Source organism: Mesorhizobium robiniae (genome assembly GCF_040545535.1).
GTDB lineage: Bacteria > Pseudomonadota > Alphaproteobacteria > Rhizobiales > Rhizobiaceae > Mesorhizobium > Mesorhizobium robiniae.
Genome location: NZ_JBEPMC010000005.1, coordinates 489,814 through 511,040, shown reverse-complemented (window position 1 = coordinate 511,040; position 21,227 = coordinate 489,814). Strand labels below are relative to the sequence as shown.

Sequence of the window (21,227 nt, the reverse complement as noted above, 5' to 3'; positions counted from 1 at the left end):
TTTTCTTATTTTCTTAGCGCCCCGCGGTGCCCTGCCTACTCGACGGGTATATTAGCTACAAATCACATACCCGCACCCCTTGATAGAAATTTTGATCGCTTATATGGCGCCTACTCAGAAAGACATTATTACTTACACCCGCCTTGTTCTTTAAGGAAAAAATGCATAACTTCGGACAAAATTCTCAGTTGACTCTCGTAAAATACTTGCATTTCCGATTTATAATGTTTTAGTGATCTATAATTGGCTTCGTAATATCTAAGTATATACATTATATACAAAAGATGTATTTCCAGAAGGGTAAATCTTGTCGACGTTAAGCGAAGTTCTTGGCCAATCTATGCTCCCTACTCTCGAACCGAATTTTGTTGTGGATAGACAGTGGATAAGTGCTCGCTCACAACCCCGTAGCCATTATTGGGCGCAGACGCGCCGCGAGCACGCCTCTTCGGATTCCGATGATCGGCCGACCATGGGCATCGAAGCCATGCCCGCTGATCTCGATATCGAGAAAGGTGTGGATCTCGTCCTCGCCGACGCCGACCTTGGCGCCCTCAGCAGATTCATCCAGGCGCCTGGCGGCGCCGTCGGCGGCTTCGCGGCCGGCGCCGCGCCAAGCAGTCTGACGGCGCGATCCGGATCCTTGGCCGATTATAGCCGGGGCAAGTACTTGCCTTTGCCGTTGCTGCGCCGGGCAACTTCGGCCAGTTGCCAGACGACCGGGTCGCCCATCTTGCCAATGAAGTCGAACCGGCCCTGCCTGACCGCTTTAGATGTCGTCCGGGGTCGCTCTGCGCGATTCAGCGGCGTCGCCGACTGATCGATCAGACAAGCCTCAAGTCGTCCCTGCTCAGGCTGGCTCGGCTTCGATCGTCACCTTGTTGGGATAGAACGCTCCGTGGTTGCGGATTTCGACCATCTCGTCGAAAGGCTGCTCATACGCCCACATCGCCTCCTTGCCTGCTTCGGCGGCAGGCAGCACGCTCCAATAGCTCGCATCGCCCTTGTAAGGGCAATGGGTCGACAGTTCCGTCTTGCGAAGCTGGTCGAAATCGATGTCTTCGAACGGGATGTAGAGGACTGAAGGATAGGGCGATTCGGTCAACACCTTGGCCTTCGTCGATGAGGCTATGACCGCGTCGCCGGCGCGTACGGTCACAGTTCCGACATAGGGCTCGACAGTAATCACTTTATCCGGGTTGCGTTGAAAGCCGGGTGACGGATTGGCGATCTGGTCCATGGCTGTTCTCCTTGCATCGACCCTAAGGTGTGTCGGGAGCACGCTTTGCGCAAGGCCGCTCGACTGCAGGCCCACCCGCTCAGGCCCTGCATGACTGCCGAATTCCTCGCCGTGAGGGGTCAGGCCGCAGTCTGAAACGCGTCCATCAGGCCCGCATAGGCGGCGGCAATACCGGCGACCGGATTGCTGCTTCTCGACGTGGTTTCGACCTTGAGCGCACCGCCGACGGTCGGCAAGGTAAGAAGCAAGAACTGACGATTGCCGCCATCGCCGACGCATGCCGCGGCAACGTGTTGAGCTTCGCCTTCGTTCTGAACGCACATCTTGAACAGCAGCGTGCCGCCGACCGCCTCAAGGGCGCCGCCGACAACTTCGACGAATTCGTCTTCGGAAACGGTCTTAGTGTCCGGCACCAAATCGGCCAGGCTTTCGGCGAGCGTATTTTCAAGAGTCTTGTCGTCGAGTTGCGCGTCCATGCGAACCTCTTTCATTCGCCAATCGCACCCCTTGCCCATTAATCAAAGTTAACGCCGACGATGGCCGGATTGTGGCGATTTTTCCTGTCTTTCGGTCAATGCACCACTTCGGCCCGGTCATGGCTGGACAATCCGTTGGTTCGTCCCACAATGGGCCAAAAACCAATGGGAGGAACAGAATGCTCGGATTGATGCAGGAATGGCCGCTGCTTTGCCACAAGCTCATCGACAACGCAGCCAGGCAGCACGGCGAACGCGAGATCGTGTCGCGCTCGATCGAGGGCCCGATCGTCCGGACCACTTACGCCGAAATTCATCGCCGCGCCTTGCAGGTCGCTGAACGGCTCGATCGTGATGGTTTCGGGCTTGGCGACCGCATCGCCACATTGGCTTGGAATACGGCGCGCCATATCGAAGCCTGGTACGGCATCATGGGTGTCGGCGCGATCTATCACACGCTCAACCCGCGCCTGTTTCGCGAGCAGATCGTCTGGATCATGAACAATGCCGAAGACAAGGCGATCTTCGTCGACCTGACATTCATGCCGCTGCTTGAGAAGATTGCCGGCGCGGTCAAATCGCTGAGAAAGGTGATCGTGCTGACCGATAAGGCGCACATGCCGCAAACGACGCTGCAGAACGTTGTTGCCTACGAGCAATGGCTTGACGAAGGCACCGGCGCCTTCGCCTGGAAGACGTTCGATGAAAACACCGCCGCCGGCATGTGCTACACCTCAGGCACGACTGGCGATCCGAAAGGTGTCCTCTACAGCCATCGCTCGAACGTGTTGCACGCGATGATCGCAGCGATGCCCGATGCCATGGGGCTGTCCTCGCGCGATACCATACTGCCTGTTGTGCCGATGTTCCACGCCAACGCCTGGGGTCTTGGCCAGAGCGGTCCGATGATTGGCGCCAAACTGGTCATGCCTGGCAGCAAGATGGACGGTGCCTCGATCTATGAATTGCTCGACGCCGAAAAGGTGACGTTCAGTGCCGCCGTGCCGACAGTATGGATGATGCTGCTCCAGCATCTGGAGGAGACCGGCAAGAAACTTCCCTACCTGAAAAAGGTCGTCATCGGCGGCTCGTCCTGCCCGCGTGCGCTCACCACGAAGTTCCAGGACAACTACGATGTTGAGGTCATCCATGCCTGGGGCATGACCGAGATGTCGCCGCTCGGCACCCTGTGCACCCTCAAGCCGGACTGTGCCGGGCTCGAGGGCGACGCCCGGCTCGACATCCAGAGCAAGCAGGGCTATCCGCCGTTCGGTGTCGAAATGAAGGTGACGGACGACGACAATAAGGAGCAGCCATGGGACGGCAAGACATTCGGGCGCTTGAAGGTCCGCGGACCGGCAGTCGCGCGCGCCTATTATGGCGGCGTCGGATCCGAACAGTTCGATCAAGAAGGCTGGTTCGATACCGGTGACGTCGCCCATATCGACCCGGGCGGCTATATGCAGATCACCGATCGCGCCAAGGACGTTATCAAATCGGGCGGCGAATGGATTTCGACGATCGAGCTTGAGAATCTCGCGGTCGGCCATCCGGATGTGGCGGAGGCAGCCGCGATCGGCATCCAACATTCGAAATGGGGCGAACGGCCCTTGCTTGTCGTCGTCCGCAAGCCGGGCCGGGAGCCGACCAAGACGGATATTCTCGCTTTCATGAACGGCAAGGTGGCGAAGTGGTGGATGCCGGACGACGTCGCCTTCGTCGGCGAAATTCCCCACACCGCCACCGGCAAGATCCAGAAGACCACCCTGCGCCAGCAATTCAGGGGCTATCGCCTGCCGACGGATTGACGGAGGTGACGTCTTTCGCCTTCAAGCCGCCAAGGGACTCTAAGGAGCCGTTCGGATCGGGGCGGTGCGGATAATGGAAATTCCAGTTCGAGGGACGTCGAGGGCGGCCGGCTGGTCGCGGCGGACAGGCGCTTTTTCGGCGATCCTGCTTCTGATCGTTCTCGTCGGCCATCGATACGGCCTCGTCGAAACGCCGGCTTTTCTTTGGGTGCTCGGCATCGTCGCGCTGCTTTCCGCCTCTGCGCTGCTGTTCGCCGGGTTTGCCTTTTCGAGACTGTGGAATTTCGGCGACCGTGGCGGTCGCGACCTTACCGTCGGCACGTTGCTGGCACTTCTGGTGCTCGTTCCCTACGGCATTGCTGCCTACCGGGCGGCGACTTATCCACCGCTCAGCGACGTCTCGACCGATTTCGACGATCCACCGATGTTCGACGCCAGCACCCGGACCGGGGATATGAACTTGCTTTCACCATCGACGCCGGGCGAGCAGCGCCTGCAAGCCGAAGCCTATCCGCTTGTAACCGGGCGTAGCTACAATCTGCATTTCGATCGCGTCCTGGAAGCAGTCCAAACCGTGCTCGATCGGCGGGATTGGCAGCTGGCAGCGCCGTTCCCCGACGCGAACGGACAAGGTGAGGTAACGATCGAGGCTCTGGCCAAGAGCTTCATCATCGGCCTTCCCGCCGACGTCGCCATCCGTGTGATCGATGACGGCGATGCGGTCATCGTCGATATGCGTTCGGCCTCCCGTTACGGCCGCTACGACCTTGGCGACAATGCGGATCGCATCGTGAGTTTTCTCACCGAGCTGGATCAGCAAATCGCCGGCCAGGTGGGCACGGCCCCGGCCGAATAGCGCCTACACGACAGGGATGAAAATGCCGTCGATGGCCGGGTCTCCGTCGGCGCTCACCAGGCCACGCGCAACCAGATCCTCCAGGTGGGCAAGCACTGACAGTCCGGCCGCACCATGGAGGCGCGGGTCCGTATCGCGGTAAATCGCCTTGACCATGTCATGGATCGTCCGGTCGCCATTTCTGATCCGTTCTAGAATCGCTTTTTCGCGCATCCTGCGATGTATCTTCAACTCGCGCATGAAGCTGTGCGGCGCAGTCACCGGGCCGCCGTGGCCGGGCAGCAGGAGGCGATCGTCGCGCTCGATCAGGCGATCCAGCGAGGCCATATAATCGGCCATGGCGCCGTCCGGCGGCGCGACGATGGAGGTGGACCACGCCATGACATGATCGGCCGAAAACAGGACACCGGTTCGTTCCAGCGCAAAAGCTGCGTGATTGGCGCAGTGACCCGGTGTCAGCACGGTTCTGATCGCCCAGCCATCGCCGTCGATCACTGTACTGTCGGCAAGCACGACATCCGGATGAAACGCGGTGTCGGCGCTGGCGTCGAGCGGATTGGCCTCGCCTATGCGCAGCGGCCGCGCCGGGCGATGCGGGCCTTCGGCCAGGATAATCGCGCCGGTGTGCTGCTTCAGCCGCGCCGCCAGCGGAGAATGGTCGCGATGCGTGTGGCTGACGAATATATGACTGACCGGCCTGTTTGCGATCACTTCGATCAGTGTCTCGAGATGGGCGTCGTCATCCGGCCCCGGATCGATCACCGCCAGCGTGTTGCGCCCGACAATGTAGCTGTTGGTGCCGTGAAAGGTGAACGGGCTGGGGTTTTTTGCGGTAATCCGAAGCACGTTGGGCACAACGGTGATGCTCTTGCCGTAAGACGGGTCGAAGTCTGTGTCGAATTTCAGCGCCATTGCGAATGTCGTTCAGCTCTGTTGGAGGGCGGCAAAACCGATTGCCGCATAACACGGAAGCCAATATAGGAAAACGTGAAGCCGCAATCTGCGGCAATCCGGAAATGGGGAAGACCATGGCAATTGCAACGACGATGCGTCCGCTTGTTTCTCTCGCTTTGCCTGAAAAGGGCGCTGCCCGCCTGGCGACGCAGCTTTTGCTTGCGATCGTCGGAACGCTGCTGCTGACCTTGTCGGCCAAGACGAGGGTTTTGCTCGGACCGGTCGACATCTCGATGCAGACCTTAGCCGTCTTCCTGATCGCCGCGGCTTTCGGCATGCGCCTCGGCGTCGCCACGCTGCTTCTTTACATGGCGGAGGGCGCCATGGGCTTTCCGGTCTTCCAGGGCACACCGGAAAAGGGCATCGGCATCGCTTACATGTTCGGCTCGACCGGGGGGTATCTTGCCGGCTTCGTGATCATGGCGGCGATCGTCGGCTGGGCCGCCGATCGCGGTTGGGATCGCCATCCGGTCAAGCTCTTCAATGCGCTTCTGGTCGCCGAAATCATCATGATGGCGATGGGCTTTGCCTGGTTGGCACTGCTTATCGGCCCGGAAAAGTCATGGCAGTTCGGTGTCGTGCCCTTCATCGTCGGCGACCTGATCAAAGTCGGCTTGGCGGCGAGCCTTGTGCCGGCTGTCTGGTCGCTGCTCAAACGCTCCTGAACGCCGGTCGACGGATCGGACGCGACACTGATCGGCTCCACGCAACCACCGGGATTGATTGCGTGGAGTGGTCCTGTTTCGGTCAGTGCTTGCAGGGACTTCCCGTCAACGCAGGCCCAGCGCCAATTGGTCGGTATCTGCTATGCAACACTTTGCTAACGATACCGTCACACAATGTTCAAATCGACGGCTTAAGGACCAGAACAGCCAGCGATTCATCGCGAGCCAGCGTAACCAGGCAGCTACACATCGGCGTAATTGCCCGATACCGCTGCTTCGATAGCTAAAAAAGAAAGCGGCTCGATGTTTTTAGGTGTGGCTAAAGTGACGGGCAATTAGCAGGAATTTTTTCGACGAGCCGCGTCGATTCTGGCGAGATAGTTGCTTGCTGGTATCTCCACGCTGTCGTAACCCTTGACCTCGAAAACGCCGAAACCGCCGAGAGTGAGTCGCGTGATCAGCCCGGAAAAAACGACTGTTAAGACGACGGTATCGTTGCAACAGCCCGCGGCTGGCACCGCAGCGCGCTGGTACGCGGCCAGTGTATTTCCGGGAAAGGAAGACGTCGCCGAACGGCATCTGCGGATGCAGGGTTTTCACCCGTTCGTGCCACGCTGCGAGAAGACGACACGTCATGCCCGGCGCATCGAGACGCGCGCGGCGGCATATTTTCCAGGATACATGTTCATCTCCCTCGATGTCGCGCTGCAGCGTTGGCGGTCGGTCAATGGAACATTCGGTGTGCGCTCGCTCATCATGCAGGGCGAGCGGCCGTTGCCGGTCCCCTCGGGGTTGGTGGAGCGGTTCATAGCACTGACCGGCAGGGACGGCCTGCTTGATTTCAGCGGAGGCCTCGCTGCGGGCGCAGCGGTTCGAATTCTCTCGGGTCCTTTCGCGGAGATGATCGGTCGCCTTGACCGGCTCGATCCAGCCGGGAGAGCCCGGGTCCTGGTTGCCATCATGAATGGCGAGATCCCTGTTGACATGGATTCAAGGGAACTCGTCGCGATCGCATAATCGAAATGACCCTAGGTTATGCGATGTACACTGTTGCAAAGTCGGCTCTCGGGTTTCACCCGGGAGTGCGGTAGCCATTGTTGGAGCCGCTGCATGTTTGACCGAGACAGCCGAAACGATGGGCAACCGAGGGCTGCTGACCGGCCCGCTTCGGCGTGTCGATCGGACTCGTCGGTGAATTTTGATTGAGATCTTATACGAATTATCGAGCTGAATCTCGCAGAGAGTGCTTGGAATTGAATGCTCCGATCATAAAGCCGCAAACTCAACGGCACCTACTGCACCGGGTTAGATTTCAACTCCTTGGTGGACTAGCTTTTGCAATTCTGGCGCCCGCATTGATTCGCATGGCTGTGGATGCCAAAATAATTTATTATTCCAATCTGCAGATCACGGTTTTTGCAGGCATTGTTGCGCATACTGCTGGTTTCTTTTCGTTTCGCCGGATAGGAAATTTCCCGGGTGTTGCGGCCGCCGGCTATATTTTGCCAACTTTTTCCCTGTGCTACGGGCTGGTGTACCTGGCAATTTTCTTGTTTCGTATCGACTACAGTGCTTTCCAGGCGGCCAGCAGCTTGACACTGTCAATTCTCTGGTATTTCGGCCTGAGCATCTTGAGCAGGCGCTTGGATCCCTACAGCCTCGCCGTGATTCCAGGGGGGGCCGTAGGCCGTCTTGAAGAGATCGGCGGCGTGAACTGGCATTGGCTTGCCTCGCCCGATACTATCATTGACCGGGTAAATGGTGTCGTTGCCGATCTTCGTTCTGATCTTTCGGATGAGTGGGAGCGGTATATTGCCGATCGCGCGCTTTCGGGGACGCCAGTCTACCATGTCAAACAGATCAGCGAGTCGCTCACAGGTCGAGTAGAGATTGAGCATCTTTCTGAAAATACTCTAGGATCGTTGAACCCTAACCAGGCTTATTTGAAGATTAAGCAGACAGTTGATTGGATTGCAGCGCTGTTTGTTCTTATAATTTTTTTGCCATTGCTCCTATTTGTAGCGGCAGCGATAAGATTGGACTCGGCTGGCCCGGCCTTATTCAGTCAAAAAAGAATGGGGTACAGAGGAAAGGTCTACGAGGTTTACAAATTTCGGACAATGAAACTCGGCGCCACGGTTGGCGACGAAAAGGACGAAGCCATCACAAAGGCCGGCGATGCGCGCATTACTCGCCTAGGGCAGTTCCTCAGAAAATCCAGGATCGATGAATTGCCGCAGGCCTTCAACATTCTGCGCGGCGAGATGAGCTGGATCGGGCCGCGTCCAGAAGCACTCGTACTCTCGAAATGGTATGAGGCTGAACTGCCATTCTATCGATACCGACATATTGTCCGGCCCGGCATTACCGGATGGGCGCAAGTCAATCAGGGCCATGTTGCAGCAGTGGACGACGTGCTGGAAAAACTCCACTACGACTTCTACTACATCAAGAATTTTTCGCCTTGGCTCGACGTGCTGATTGTGTTTCGTACCATCCGAACCATGCTGACAGGCTTTGGCGCGCGTTGACCGGGCGAAGATCGTTTGTCGATGTACCCCAGCCGCCGCTCTCCAGCCCCATGGGACGGGATAGCCACCAGCTTTTTGAAAATGGGTATTCGTAATGTTTAAAGTTGCTCTGATCAGCGTTGAAAATAGCGTCGTATCGAGCTTGGAGAAAGCACAATGACCAGGAAAACCGCACTCATTACAGGCATTACCGGCCAGGATGGCGCCTATCTGGCGGAACTCCTGCTGGCAAAGGGTTACGATGTCCATGGCATCAAGCGGCGTTCCTCGTCGTTCAACACCGGTCGTATCGATAATCTCTATCAGGACCCGCACGAAAAGGACGTAAGGCTGTCGCTTCACTATGGTGATATGACCGACGCCACCAACCTCATCCGCATCGTCCAGGAAGTGCAGCCAGACGAGATCTACAATCTAGCCGCACAATCGCATGTCCAGGTGAGCTTCGAAACGGCGGAATATACCGCGAATGCCGACGCGATCGGTACATTGCGTCTCCTCGAAGCGATCAGGCTGCTTGGCCTGACAAAAAAGACGCGTTTCTACCAGGCATCGACTTCCGAGCTCTACGGCAAGGTGCAGGAGATTCCGCAGCGGGAGACGACGCCTTTCTATCCCAGGTCACCTTATGCGGCGGCAAAGATATACGCCTACTGGATCACCGTGAACTACCGCGAAGCTTACGATATCCACGCCTCCAACGGCATATTGTTCAATCACGAGAGCCCGATGCGCGGCGAGACGTTCGTTACCCGCAAGATTACGCGCGCGGCTGCCGCGATCAGCCTCGGTCTTCAGGACAAGCTCTACCTCGGCAATCTATCGGCTGAACGGGATTGGGGACATGCCCGCGACTATGTCGAAGGCATGTGGAGAATTCTCCAGCATGATGTGCCCGATGACTACGTCCTTGCAACCGGGGTGAAGAACTCGGTCCGCCGTTTTGTCGAGCTTGCATTCAGCGAGGTCGGAACCGAGATCCAATGGGTTGGTTCCGGCATCGACGAAAAAGGCATCGATGCAAAATCCGGCGCTGTTCTGGTCGAGGTGGATCCGCGGTACTTCAGGCCGACCGAAGTAGAGCTTCTGATCGGCGACGCCTCGAAAGCGGAGCGCGTTCTCGGGTGGAAGGCGACAACGTCGCTCGCCACGATGGTCCAGGAAATGATCCAGTCCGATCTCGAAACGGTAAGGCGGGAGTCCGAACATCGGCGCCTCGACGAGGATCGCATTCGCGTGGCGGCACAGTAAGCGGCGGTTGGGCCGGGTCGATATGAAAATCTCGGTCTTGACCGTCTGTTGGAATTCCGCGGCGACAATCCGGCATACGATCGATAGCTTCCTGATCCAGGACCATGGCGACAAGGAATTGGTGATCATCGACGGCAATTCGTCGGACGATACACTGGCAATAGTCCGGTCTTACCCACAGGACCAGATTCGGCTTCTCAGCGAGCCCGACAGCGGAATGTATGATGCGCTCAACAAAGGGCTGTGCCTCTATGCCGGCGACGCGGTAGGCGTGCTGAATTCCGACGATTGCTTTCACGATCCTACTGTGCTGGGGCGGATATCCGCAGGGCTCGAGACAGCCGACATCGTGCATGGCGACCTGGATTTTGTCGAAGACCACCTGACCAAGCGGGTCGTACGCCGTTGGCGTGCTGCAGCCCGACCCGCCAAGGGCTTTCGGACCGGATGGATGCCGGCCCATCCAACATTCTACGTCAGGCGAAAGGTGGCGGAAACCGTCGGGACGTTCGACCTCAACCTCAAAGTGGCATCAGATTATGATTGGATGCTGAGAGCAGTTGAACTCCACGGGTTCCGGACCGCTGCGACCAGCCACGTGTTGGTGGACATGATGGTTGGCGGGGCCAGCACACGAAGCCTTGCCTCCCACATCGGGCACAATCTGGAAGCGCTGCGGGCACGTCGCCGCTGGCTTGGGGCAGGCCCTGTCGACTACGCACTTGTTGCGAAGCCAATGCGTAAAATCGGACAGTTCTTGTTAAAACAAGGCGATAATCCAAACATGAAGAAGCCTATCTGATGAACGACCCAAAAAGCATTTTGGAGCCGATCGGAGGTTATGTCCTCGATCTCGTTGCGAAGCTGCGAAACCGACAATTTGTCCCGCATTCGCTAACGAAATTGCACAATATGAAAACCTGCAGGGACATGACGGGCGCCACGACGGCAGTGGAAATTGGTTCCTACAAGGGGGTCACGACAAAACGAATGTCTCACCTGTTTGAGAAGGTGATCTCAGTCGAAATTGACGAAGCGCTGTATCATCAGGCCAGCAAGCGCTGCGCAGGGCGGAAAAATGTAGAATTGCTGCTCGGTGACGGGTCCAAGCTGCTGCCCGAAATTGCTACACGGGTAAGCAAGGCGCTTATCTTTCTGGATGGCCATTTCAGCGGAGGTATTACCGGTCAAGGTGACGAACCGGAACCCGTGTTGAAAGAGCTTGATCTCATCCAGGCAAACTTGGATCACTTCTGCGCGGTCATCGTAGACGACTTTCGCCTGTTTGGCGTCGAGCCGGGATGGCCGCGGAAGGCCGAAGTGATGGAGAAGTTGGAAGAGGTGTTGCCTGCGCCAGAATGGGTTCATGGCGTTCTCAACGATCAGTTCATCGCGGTTCGCAAAAGAACGGCAAAATGAACGGACACCGCGTACGCCACGCTCCTGTTTCAAGCAGGTTGCAGGCGAAAATTGCCCTTATTTTCCTATCTGGCGATCTGGAATGTTCCGAAGCATCCTGACCGTCCTGTCGGGGTCGGTGATTGCGCAGATAATTGCAGTTGCCGTTCTTCCCATCCTGACACGGCTCTATGATGCTGAAGCGTTCGGCCGCTATCAGATCTATGTTTCGATACTGAACATAGCGGTCATGTTCGTGGCATTTCGCTACGAGGTCGCGCTTCTGAGCGCGCGGCCGGGAAGGGTTTATGAAAATCTGCTAAAATTGACATTTCGGCTCTGTATCTGGACCAGCATGGTCGCTCTTCTTGTCGCCGGCGCTGTCGATTGGTTGATGCCGGGTGTCCTGTTATCCCTGCGGGGCATTGTCTTCTTTTTACCCGTTGCGATGGCCGTCGCGGGAATCTACCAGATGCTCACCTTCTTGCCGATCCGCGACCGCAATTATGGCCTGAGCGCACGGTCCAAAATCTTGCAATCGGTAGGGTTCTCCTTTGGAGCACTTGGGTTTGCCTTTCTTCCGGTCATCGGCGTCGGTCTCATTCTGGCTGATGTATTCGGCCGGACCTTCGGGGCCATCAGCGTGCTCTTCGAGAGTGGCAAACTCTGGCGCACTTTGATCTCTCCTCTCTCTTTTTCGGAGATGAAGTTTACGGCAATTCGTTTCCAGAAATATGGACTTCTCACCTTCCCGGGAACCCTTCTTTCCTCTCTTAGCGCCGCGGTCGCACCATTCGCCTTTCTGGCACTGTTCAATCTGGAGACCGCAGGACAGTACGCCCTCCTCGAACGGTTTATCCTGATGCCGGTGGGCGTCATAGCGGTAGCTGTTTCACAGGTCTTCACCGGCGAATTGTCGACGCTCTACCGCACCGACAAGAAAGGGCTGAATAGAGTGTTTCGACGTTCGCTCTTTCAGCTTCTTGCCATCGGATTGCTGCCGACAATGCTCGGGATGGCGCTTTCGCCGAGCCTCGTCCCACTCGTCTTTGGCGCCGATTGGGCTATGGCCGGCAAACTCTGCGTGATTGGATTTCCGATCGCGTATGTGCGCTTTGTCGCCACGGCGTTGACCATGACTCTTGTTGTCATCGATCGCCAGTCGCTTCAATTCAGCTGGGAGGTGGGACGGTTTCTTTTCACCTTGTGCGTCTTCGGCGGGCTCGGCTGGGTGGGTGCCGACAATCCCAACACTGTCATGGTCTGGTATGCGCTGGCGACCGCCGTCACTTATGCTATTCACCTTCTGCTGGCCGATCGTGCAACGAGACTGGTCAGCTTGCAGGCAACAGAGAGCGGGAAAACGACGTTGTGAAGATAGCCTCGTGTTCATCGGCATTATTTGCAATCAGCATCCTGGATCCATTGCCGAACATCGGCTGAGTTCTGGCGTTTTTAATAAGACAGGCGCTCATGGCACATCTCTATGGCTATCCCGATATCGGCCGTTTCGGTCTTGGTCACAGCATGCTCGCCTGGGCGCGCTGTGAGATATGGTGCCGAAAAAACAACGCGCAGATGCTTGGGCCGCGTTGGTTCCGTCCTCGTATCGGTCCCTATTTGCGCCGCGAACGGGACAAGCGCGAGTATTTCAGGCTCTTTAACAATAAGGGCTATGTCGGCGAACCGTGGCGCACCGTACTCCTCGCAACTGCACGAAAGGTTTCGGCGGAGGCCGCCCCATCCATTGCACATGACGGCGGGAACACGGTCGTTGTCTTCAAGAACACCGTGGCATCAAATTTCGAAAAACATTTCCATGAAGTCCGCGGTAACGGTCCGGTGCTGTACGACGCGTTTCGTCGGATCACCCGCAAAAAGTACCTGCCGGAAGACCCGGCCTCTCCGTTCCTCGCTATCCACGTACGTCTTGGTGACTTCTCTCGTTTCGATGTGAACCAGGTGGAGGCGAAGACGCACAACCAGCGGCTTCCGATCGAATGGTATTGCGACAGCCTTGTCGCCCTTCGCGAGGCACTGGGTACCAGCATGCCGGCCCGCGTCTTTTCCGACGGAGATGATGCTGACCTTGTTCCGCTGCTTGGTCTTCCGAACATACGCCGGGCCAACGACGCGGAATCGGTCACGCACATGCTGGAAATGGCCCAGGCAAGCGTGATCATCGGAGCTGGCTCGAACTTCAACCTGTGGGCTGCCTTTTTTGGACAGGTGCCGCGCATCACCTATCCAAACCAGGCGATCGTCGCAGTAAACGACGATCCGGCCCGTGAAACGAGCTTCCGTGGCGAGGCGCCACTTCCTGACGTGTTCATAAAGCAGGTCAGGACACAATTCACAAATCGAGAAAAGCAAGGCGAGCTGACCTAGGCTGGCTGGTGCAACTATGACGAGGTCCGGAATTCGCCCGGCTGGCAGGAAGAGGAGTGCGGTGATTCTCAACAGGTTTATCGGCTGGAACAGGAACGCAGCAGCATGGCTCGAACACCACTTTCCCCAAATTTTCGGTGCGCCGTCATATAAGGCGGAGCTAGAGCGTCGTATCGCTGAAGACGTTGCGCGCCTGAAGCCGTCAGCGATCCTCGAGGTCGGCGGCATTGATCGGCCGCTTCTGGAGCGCGGTGCGGATTTCACCTATATCGGTCTGGACATCGAGGAGAAGCCGGACTGCTATCGCATCTACGATCAGTTTGTCGTCCAGTCGATCGAGCGGCCCGTTGATGTCGAGGCGGACATGCTCATTTCGATCACATTGATGGAGCATGTGCCCGACAACAAGGCGGCGGCGCGCTCCATGTTCCTGGCGCTGCGGCCAGGTGGCGTGATGCACCACTATATTCCGTCGAAATGGCATCCCTATTCGGTGGCACTGCGGATCGTCGGACCGGTCATGCAAAGATGGCTGATTCCATACCTCAGGCCTGCGGCGGTCGGCGTTACCGGCTATCCTGCCTTCTTCGACCACTGCTCCCCTTCGGATATGACAAAGCTCTTTCGCGGTCAGGGATTCGAGCAGGTAGACGCCAAGTCGTTTTACCGCGCCAGCGACTATTTTGCTTTCTTCCTGCCGGCCTATCTTTCCGTCGCGCTGTTCGAAAACCTCTGCGCGGCCCTGAACTGGCGCATCTTCTGTTCCGGGTTCGTCATCAGCGCTACAAAACCCACGCAATAGCAAGAACGGAACCATGCGACTTTTTCAGAATTCTGGGATTGCCCCAAGCTATCGACCCCGACTTGCCGGTCTCGTCGCGGGGATCAGTGGGTTCGAGCAGCAGAAGGAGGTATTTCTGAATGACCGTTACGGCGCGGCGCATATTCTCTCGCCGGTACTCGGTCGACATCCGGAAACCTTTTTTACGAACGGTGACGACGAATCGGTGCAGCGGGCGTGGGCGCGCGAAAACGGGCTTGGCGAGGAAACGCCGCTGGCCGATATCCTCCTTGCCCAGATCGAGCATCACAAGACGGATATCTTCTACAATCTCGACCCGTTTCGTTACGACGCTGCTTTTGTCCGCCGCTTGCCTGGACACGTGAAACGAAAGATTGCCTGGCGCGCCGCACCGGGCAAGATTGACTTTTCCGGTTACGACCTCGTGCTTTGTAATTTCCCGTCCATGAGACAACTTTGGGAAGAGCAGGGCGCCAAGACGGCTCATTTCTTCCCCGCTCACGATCCGGAACTCGATAGCGTGGCTGCGAATCGGAACAGGGACATCGATGTCCTTTTCTTCGGCGGTTACAGTCGCCATCATCAGCGTCGGCGAGAGATATTGGAAGCGGTCGCACGTCTTGCCGGTCGCTACCGCGTTGTTTTCCATTTGGATCTGTCACGCTACACGCCGCTCGCCGAGACCCCGCTTGGTTGGTTCGGTCCTCTGAGGGCGGTTCGCCGCCCGCCTGCGATCCGCAAGGTCAGCGCGCCTCCCGTGTTCGGTCGCGCCATGTACGCGCAGCTTGCAAGAGCCAAGATCGTCGTCAATGCCTCGATCGATATGGCCGGCCCGGATCGTGGAAATATGCGTTGTTTCGAAACCATGGGCTCCGGAGCCCTGCTGGTTTCAGACTCGGGCATCTACCCTTCACCGATGCGCGACGGGCAGACCATGGCCGTCTATGAGCAGCCGCAGGACGCATCGGAAACAATCGAACGGCAATTGAATGATGGAAGTTGGGACATAATCGGTTGGGCCGGGCATCACGCAATTCGCGAAGAGTACAGCAAAAAACGTCAATTTGAGCGGTTTCTTGAACTGGTGTAGTGAACGATTAGACCGCTGATAACCGCCTTATCGGCCTACGACAGTCCCACTGTACCGAGGCGCAGCCACGACGATGCCGCTAGGTGTGCTGGTCATTGTTGCTCCTATTCTCATTGTAGCGGATAACTGCCGCTTGGGGAAAACTCGGGACGGCAAGCAACAAATCCAGATCGCCGCGATGCTGGTCCATCAGTTCGAATATTATTGCTTCGTTGGAATTGCAGCCATCATTGGGCGGATCTGATGCTCCCATGCCCGGTAGCCGTCGCCATTGAGGTGGATGCCATCAGTCGTAAACTCCGGCCGGATGCGGTCATTTCGAGATAGCGCAGCGTTGAGGTCGAGAAAGCGGCAGTTTGCAACTTGCGAGCACCGCGCTGCCAGGGAGCCGTTCAACCGTTTTATTGCGGCGTTGGTTGTCATGTCACTTGTAAACAATGTCGACTGGACGACGATGGCATCCACAACCGCCAAGCGATCAATGATTCTGCCGTAAGAGGCAGCCACGCGGTCAGGACTCACCGACCTGCGAATATCATTTACTCCGAGCATGATGAAAACGAGCCTAGGTCGTGCTGCGGTGATCTCATCTAGCCTGAGGAGCGCGCTGCCGACGCGCTCTCCGGATATGCCACGATTGATTGTTGACAGTTTGGGAAACATCTCCTGCCAATTGCCATTCGCAGTAAGGGAATCGCCAAACATGACGATTTCGGCGTGGCCTTTGAATTGACGGAATTCGTCCACCTTGGCTCGCCACTGAGGATATGGGGCGCTTGTGCCGATGTCTGCGCCAAACAGAACCGACAGGGCCGCGCCGGAGAGCAGTATCATCATCCTGTTCATACTGAATGCCCAACTGCTATGCCCATCGTCGGCGGAAGGGCCTCTTCAATGCCGCCATGACGGCGGAACGCCTTGGACTGAGGAAACGTGGCTGTCTATTTACATCCCCCTCGAAAGCCTCATACCTCCACCGATCGCCCTTGAGCAGGTCAAAAACCGACCCTAGTCACTATGGGTTCCACGACTTCCCTTTGAAGTATAATACCGAATAGTGGGAGCTTCGATAAAGTTTGAATGCACGGTGCCACCCAGCGCTGTGGTTTGGTGTTTTGCGACATGAGACCGGACAACGCCCTCGCCCCAGGGCAGAGGTCGCCGCCCGAGGAAGGCGCGCGCATTAGCGCACCCGCCAAGGTGTTGAGTTTTCTTGCTTACATGTTTGAACGGGATACATCCGGATACGCGCCGATGTAGGCTCTAACGGTTAGGCCGAAACTGTGCCGTTGATCCGGTTGCGGAAAGCCACCGTCCTTCGCTCGAAGAGCAAATAGAAAACCAAACAAACCGCAAAGCAGATCGCACCTTTGACAACCAGCAAAGTGATGCCTCCACCGCCCAACCTTGGTGCCGCAGGCATAAAGTTGACAGTCAGGTAGACGAGCACCGGGTAGTGAAAAATGTAGAGCGAGTAGGACATAGCGCTCAAGCTTCGGATCGGCCAAGCGGCGGGTTCCAGTATACGGTTCACTTGCTGGTGACAGAGGGCCGGAAGGAGCGCGGCGAGCCCAACGCACAGGATCGCATCGGCTGGTCCCGTTGCGTAGCCGGCCCACGGCCCGCCGTCCCCGACCATCTGCGAAAGAAAAATCCCGCCTATGAACGCCAAGAGCCCTGTATATGTGACCCACAATGAGCGCGGCGGATAGGCAGCCACCAGCGCTCCAAGCAGCCAGAACAGCAGGTATTGAGCTTCGAGAACACTGAACACCAAGGCAGCGCTGCCGAGCCCGACGAACGACCAGGCAGGCAGAGAGCGTCGGGAAAACGCGCAGCCAACGCAGCCCATCAGGACATAAAACCAGATTTCGTAGGCAAGGCTCCAGAGCGGTGCGTTGGCCCGCACGGTGGGGACGACGACGCCGTTGAGGCCGGCGATGTGCGCGACAACGTCCTGGATCGGAAAGACGGAGCTAACGCTGATTCCGACAAGAGCCGTCAGCAGCAGGGCCGGGATCAGCGGAAGAAATATACGGGTCGCCCGATCAACAGTGTAGCGCTGGAGATCAAAGCGCCCGTCCCGCACGTGGCGGATGACTTGCCCGCCCACAAGAAATCCGCTGAGGACGAAAAAAACCATCACCGCCGGATGTCCGGGACGAGTGACGGCGTAAAATAAAGCAGTGATTAGACCCTTGTCGGAAGCCGGCAGCGCGCCGTAGGAGGGCAGCGAATAGCCTCGCAGATGCGCCATCATGACGATCAGCGCCGATGCCCCGCGCAGCAGGTCGAGCGCCAGGAATGAGGGGCGGGAGGGTGAATTAGTTATGGACGCACCTTTTTGGCGGCGGTAAGGCTTCGATGATACGGGACGTACGCCGCATATCAGCTCGACAAGGACGGGGCAATTGGAATACCTGAGGCCGGGGAATATTAGCTACGCGCGGATGTTCGTCCTGCTGTGGGTGGCGGTCTACGTCATCATGTTTGTGGACGTCTATATCGATTGGGCGTCTGTAAGCTTCTTTTATCTCGGCTTTAGCTATGTCTACAATGAAAATGATGCCGTTCTTGCTTATTGTATAATAGCCGCATTTGCATTTATTCTGCCGGTTTCAATCAAAAGGTATTCTGATTTTTTTTGCTGGATGTTGTATCTAACAATTTTCATACCATCCGTTCTTATTGTTGCAAGACAGGGATATACCTCTTTTGAGGCGTCGTGGCTGATTGTTTCAGTGGCTGCGTCATTTTTTTTGATAGTCTATATCCCGAAAATGATTCACTTCAAGTCGTATTCTCTCATTCGTCAGGTTTCGGTAACCACGTTCTTCTTTTTCTTCCTAGCGTTCTATCTGGCGGCCATAGCCTTCTATGTCGCGACCTACCGGGGAATGATGTCATTGTCCGGTATGGACGAAATCTACGACCAGCGCGCCCGATTTGGCTCCGCGCAGACGAGCACACTCGCGCTCTATCTGACGGGGTGGCTGTCGAATGCGATGAACCCCTATCTTCTGGCGGTTGGACTGTTCGACCGAACACGCCGCTGGGCGATAGCGCTCGGGCTTGTGGGGCAGATACTGGTCTTCATGGCGTTCGCAGGAAAGATGATGCTGGTGATCCTGATCGTCACGTTCGGGTTTTACTTTTTCGTGCTCAGCAAGGGCCGCATTGCAGCGTCTCGCCTTGCGTTCGGATTTGTAGCGCTGACATTTTCTGCGCTCGCAATCCTTATAGCTACAAATTACCAGCCGGTTGGGCCGGCGATGGACACCGTGGCGCTGATCTATATGCGGACCCTCGGCATTCAAGGTGCGATGACCGGCGTGTATGCGGATGCGTTTTCCGTCAATCCGTTGACCTATTGGTCACATGTAAACATCATCAATATGATCATTGACTATCCCTACAAAGTGCCGCTCGGATATGTCGCCGGCGCCCATCTCGTCGGAGGAAGCGGGTTCAACGCCAACGCCAATTTTTGGGCTACGGACGGCGTAGCAGCCTACGGTTTGGCGGGCGTGGTGATCATGGGGGTGGTTCTCGGCCTGCTTCTCAGCCTAGCCAACAAGGTCGTGACGCCGGACCGGTTGCCATTCGCGGCGACCGTTTCGATCCCCTTCATCATGTCCCTTGGAAACTCGTCGCTCTTCACCAGCCTCATCACGGGCGGCGGTCTGATTATGGTCATGATGATAGCCTACGGCGTGCCGCAGCCCCAGGCGCCACGCCAACAGGGGATAGCCTATCGGGACCACGCTATGCCGTCCCGACTTTCCAAATGAACGATCGACCGTGCCTTGTTGCGTATAGGCTCTATCCGGAATGGCGTGCGTGCTGACAATCGCCGGCTGGACGAGGCGGCCCGTAGGTGCCTTGACCTCGATTATCCAGTCTCGACCCATCCTCCGTGCTGCCATTGCCACTCGCGATGCGTCCCCACGCCGGGTGCCAGGTTCTGGATGCGAGCGCCCGGGAAGCCTGGGAATGTCGGTCGGACCGTCCCTTCCGAGGTCGGGACAGGCTGCGTGTGGGAGTTCTCGCCGTGGATGTTCGTTAACGACCCGACAAAACCCCGCGTGTCCATGGTGCTGCCTACCTTTTGGCCGGCGATGGTCAAGCCGTCGACGATCATCGCGCCGGCGCCAAAGCAGCGGAAAGCACTGTACCCCTCCGTACCGCCACCCGATAGCACTAGCCGCATGCCCTGGATGGTCATCCGCCCGCCAAATTGATTGGCCTGGAACGGTGTCCCCCGCGACGTACAGGTCACGTTGCTGAAACTCCAGTTTCGAGCCGGCGTGGGTGAGGCGGACACAGTCACTGCGGTGAGGGATGTGGTGGCGAAGTTACAATCTGCGATATGCACGTCGTTGACGTAGTGAATGGTGTCGTTTGGGGAAAGGAGCGCATGCGCCGTTGAATCGGCGGCTACCCGCGCCCCGGTGATAGTCACACCACCGGCACCGGCGCTGGCGCCTTGCAACAAGATGCCAGCCTTGGATGCCCCGGCGCATTGCACGCCCTCGACACGGACATTGGCCTCACTGCCGCGGATTCCAAGATAGAGATCGGTCACGTTCTTGCTGAACGTTCCGCCCGAAATGACGACATCCCGGACGCTGTTGCTGGCGAGCGCCGATTTTGGCAATGTCCCGTCGATGGTGCTGGACTGGCCATGCACCGTCGCATTCCGGATAACCAGGCCGGAGCCGTTGACCGCATAGATGCCGTTATCGCGCGGCAAGATCAGGACTGGATCGGTGATGCGTATGTTGCGGTTATTGGCACCATAGATCTGGAGCGCGTAGCAGCCGGTGTCGTCATGGCCGCCCACCAGTCCGGCATTGTGGACCACGGCATCGCGGATCTCGCTGTCGTGGACGTTGTTATTGAAGATAATTCCTTGCTTGATGTGCGTCGCTTCGGCGTAGAAGCCGGTGACGATGGCGTCACGGACGATCGCCCTAGCTGCTTCGGCAGGTTCCGATGCCACGCTGCTGATGTTGATGACAGCCGAGTTGGCGCCACGGTACGCTGGGTCGAGCGAGTTACCCGGCCGCGAAATACCCCGCAAGCCGTTGATGCGTACATGCTGCACCTCTAGATTGGAGGGGCTTTCATTGTAGACCAAGACCCACCACGGCGCCTTGAAATTCTGAAGTTCAACAGTGTCCATCGTGAACGTATCGATGCTGGCCTTTGCGGCCGCGCTAAGGGCGAACTTCATGAATGCGCCGTTATTGTAGCCGTTCGACATGCTATTGCCGATGACGGTCAGATCGGCGACTGTAACCTTGGAGACGTCGACAGCGCTAAAAACGTAGAATGTATGTTCCGACCCGGTAATGTTGATGATCGATCCGTTGCCGTCGATGGTGCAGTTGGCCGGAACCGCAATGCCCGGATGGCCTAGAGCCTTTAGATCTGCAGAGGACCAGTTATAGGCACCACGGCGAAACATCAGGGTTCCGCCTCCCATGGATTCGATCCGGGCAAGGGCGCGGACGCAAGCGGCGACGTCCGTCCCATCGTCGCCGAAGACGACAAGACCGCCAGGCGTTTGCGTCGGGGTGTGTTCAGGCATGCGGCCCTGGAATTGACCGACGGGCGAGGCTGCCGATCCGGTAGTCAAGACTGCAAGCGCCCCAACTCCTGTTAGCAGACGGCGGCGGGTCAGGGAGAGCTTGTTATCAGCGATCATTGCGAGGCTCGCACCTTTTCTTCAATCGCGCCGCATTCGGCGCCCTTCGTCACCGCCA

General features: G+C 57.4%; 20 protein-coding genes. 14 read left to right on the top strand and 6 right to left on the bottom strand.

The window, feature by feature from the left end:
- Nucleotides 1-472: 472 nt before the first annotated feature.
- Complete coding sequence (locus ABID19_RS17225; protein WP_354492175.1) at nt 473-820, top strand: hypothetical protein; 348 nt, start codon at nt 473-475, stop codon at nt 818-820.
- Between the two features lie 30 nt (nt 821-850).
- On the opposite strand, the gene ABID19_RS17220 is transcribed toward ABID19_RS17225, so the two are convergent.
- Together ABID19_RS17220 and ABID19_RS17215 are read right to left on the bottom strand one after the other, a co-directional pair.
- Nucleotides 851-1,240 (bottom strand): DUF427 domain-containing protein, encoded by a 390-nt coding sequence (locus ABID19_RS17220; RefSeq protein WP_354492174.1) that lies wholly within the window; start codon nt 1,238-1,240, stop codon nt 851-853.
- Between the two features lie 119 nt (nt 1,241-1,359).
- Nucleotides 1,360-1,716, bottom strand: a complete 357-nt coding sequence (locus ABID19_RS17215; protein ID WP_354492173.1) for a hypothetical protein — start codon at nt 1,714-1,716, stop codon at nt 1,360-1,362.
- A gap of 179 nt (nt 1,717-1,895) precedes the next feature.
- Between ABID19_RS17215 and ABID19_RS17210 the strand changes: the two genes are divergently transcribed.
- Together ABID19_RS17210 and ABID19_RS17205 are read left to right on the top strand one after the other, a co-directional pair.
- On the top strand, nt 1,896-3,524 hold the full coding sequence (locus ABID19_RS17210) for a fatty-acid--CoA ligase (RefSeq protein WP_354492172.1): 1,629 nt from the start codon (nt 1,896-1,898) through the stop codon (nt 3,522-3,524).
- 73 nt (nt 3,525-3,597) lie between these two features.
- Nucleotides 3,598-4,380 carry a DUF1499 domain-containing protein gene (locus ABID19_RS17205; protein ID WP_354492171.1) on the top strand — a complete coding sequence of 261 codons (783 nt, stop codon included), beginning with the start codon at nt 3,598-3,600 and terminating at the stop codon, nt 4,378-4,380.
- Nucleotides 4,381-4,383: 3 nt separating this feature from the next.
- Here ABID19_RS17205 and ABID19_RS17200 read toward each other — a convergent pair whose 3' ends face one another.
- Entirely contained in the window at nt 4,384-5,292 is a 909-nt protein-coding gene (locus ABID19_RS17200; protein ID WP_354492170.1) for an MBL fold metallo-hydrolase, read from the bottom strand.
- Nucleotides 5,293-5,408: 116 nt separating this feature from the next.
- Between ABID19_RS17200 and ABID19_RS17195 the strand changes: the two genes are divergently transcribed.
- From ABID19_RS17195 to ABID19_RS17150, 10 genes are all read left to right on the top strand, one after another.
- The gene (locus tag ABID19_RS17195) at nt 5,409-5,999 is read left to right on the top strand and encodes a biotin transporter BioY (protein ID WP_354492169.1); all 591 of its coding nucleotides are present in this window, start codon (nt 5,409-5,411) and stop codon (nt 5,997-5,999) included.
- A gap of 495 nt (nt 6,000-6,494) precedes the next feature.
- A complete protein-coding gene (gene nusG, locus ABID19_RS17190) occupies nt 6,495-7,016 on the top strand; it encodes a transcription termination/antitermination protein NusG (RefSeq protein WP_354492168.1) in 522 nt (173 codons plus the stop codon).
- A gap of 230 nt (nt 7,017-7,246) precedes the next feature.
- A complete protein-coding gene (locus ABID19_RS17185; RefSeq protein ID WP_354492167.1) occupies nt 7,247-8,530 on the top strand; it encodes a sugar transferase in 1,284 nt (427 codons plus the stop codon).
- A 156-nt stretch (nt 8,531-8,686) separates the two neighbouring features.
- A complete protein-coding gene (gmd, locus tag ABID19_RS17180) occupies nt 8,687-9,781 on the top strand; it encodes a GDP-mannose 4,6-dehydratase (protein WP_354492166.1) in 1,095 nt (364 codons plus the stop codon).
- Nucleotides 9,782-9,803: 22 nt separating this feature from the next.
- A complete protein-coding gene (locus ABID19_RS17175; protein WP_354492165.1) occupies nt 9,804-10,583 on the top strand; it encodes a glycosyltransferase family 2 protein in 780 nt (259 codons plus the stop codon).
- Nucleotides 10,583-11,200: an rRNA adenine N-6-methyltransferase family protein gene (locus tag ABID19_RS17170; RefSeq protein WP_354492164.1), complete on the top strand. Its 618-nt coding sequence runs from the start codon at nt 10,583-10,585 to the stop codon at nt 11,198-11,200. The genes ABID19_RS17175 and ABID19_RS17170 overlap by 1 nt, the downstream gene beginning before the upstream one ends.
- Before the next feature lie 82 nt (nt 11,201-11,282).
- Entirely contained in the window at nt 11,283-12,554 is a 1,272-nt protein-coding gene (locus ABID19_RS17165; RefSeq protein WP_354492163.1) for a lipopolysaccharide biosynthesis protein, read from the top strand.
- A 98-nt stretch (nt 12,555-12,652) separates the two neighbouring features.
- The gene (locus ABID19_RS17160) at nt 12,653-13,567 is read left to right on the top strand and encodes a hypothetical protein (protein ID WP_354492162.1); all 915 of its coding nucleotides are present in this window, start codon (nt 12,653-12,655) and stop codon (nt 13,565-13,567) included.
- A gap of 61 nt (nt 13,568-13,628) precedes the next feature.
- Entirely contained in the window at nt 13,629-14,369 is a 741-nt protein-coding gene (locus tag ABID19_RS17155) for a methyltransferase domain-containing protein (RefSeq protein ID WP_352937079.1), read from the top strand.
- 13 nt (nt 14,370-14,382) lie between these two features.
- The gene (locus ABID19_RS17150; RefSeq protein WP_354492161.1) at nt 14,383-15,459 is read left to right on the top strand and encodes a glycosyltransferase; all 1,077 of its coding nucleotides are present in this window, start codon (nt 14,383-14,385) and stop codon (nt 15,457-15,459) included.
- 201 nt (nt 15,460-15,660) lie between these two features.
- Here the strand turns inward: ABID19_RS17150 and ABID19_RS17145 are convergent, their stop codons facing one another.
- A complete protein-coding gene (locus ABID19_RS17145) occupies nt 15,661-16,305 on the bottom strand; it encodes a GDSL-type esterase/lipase family protein (protein ID WP_352937081.1) in 645 nt (214 codons plus the stop codon).
- Nucleotides 16,306-16,729: 424 nt separating this feature from the next.
- Nucleotides 16,730-17,749, bottom strand: coding sequence for an acyltransferase family protein (locus tag ABID19_RS17140; RefSeq protein ID WP_353024525.1), 1,020 nt, complete (start codon nt 17,747-17,749; stop codon nt 16,730-16,732).
- A 121-nt stretch (nt 17,750-17,870) separates the two neighbouring features.
- Between ABID19_RS17140 and ABID19_RS17135 the strand changes: the two genes are divergently transcribed.
- The gene (locus ABID19_RS17135; protein ID WP_354492160.1) at nt 17,871-19,250 is read left to right on the top strand and encodes a hypothetical protein; all 1,380 of its coding nucleotides are present in this window, start codon (nt 17,871-17,873) and stop codon (nt 19,248-19,250) included.
- 101 nt (nt 19,251-19,351) lie between these two features.
- Here ABID19_RS17135 and ABID19_RS17130 read toward each other — a convergent pair whose 3' ends face one another.
- Complete coding sequence (locus tag ABID19_RS17130) at nt 19,352-21,169, bottom strand: hypothetical protein (RefSeq protein WP_354492159.1); 1,818 nt, start codon at nt 21,167-21,169, stop codon at nt 19,352-19,354.
- Nucleotides 21,170-21,227 lie beyond the last annotated feature (58 nt).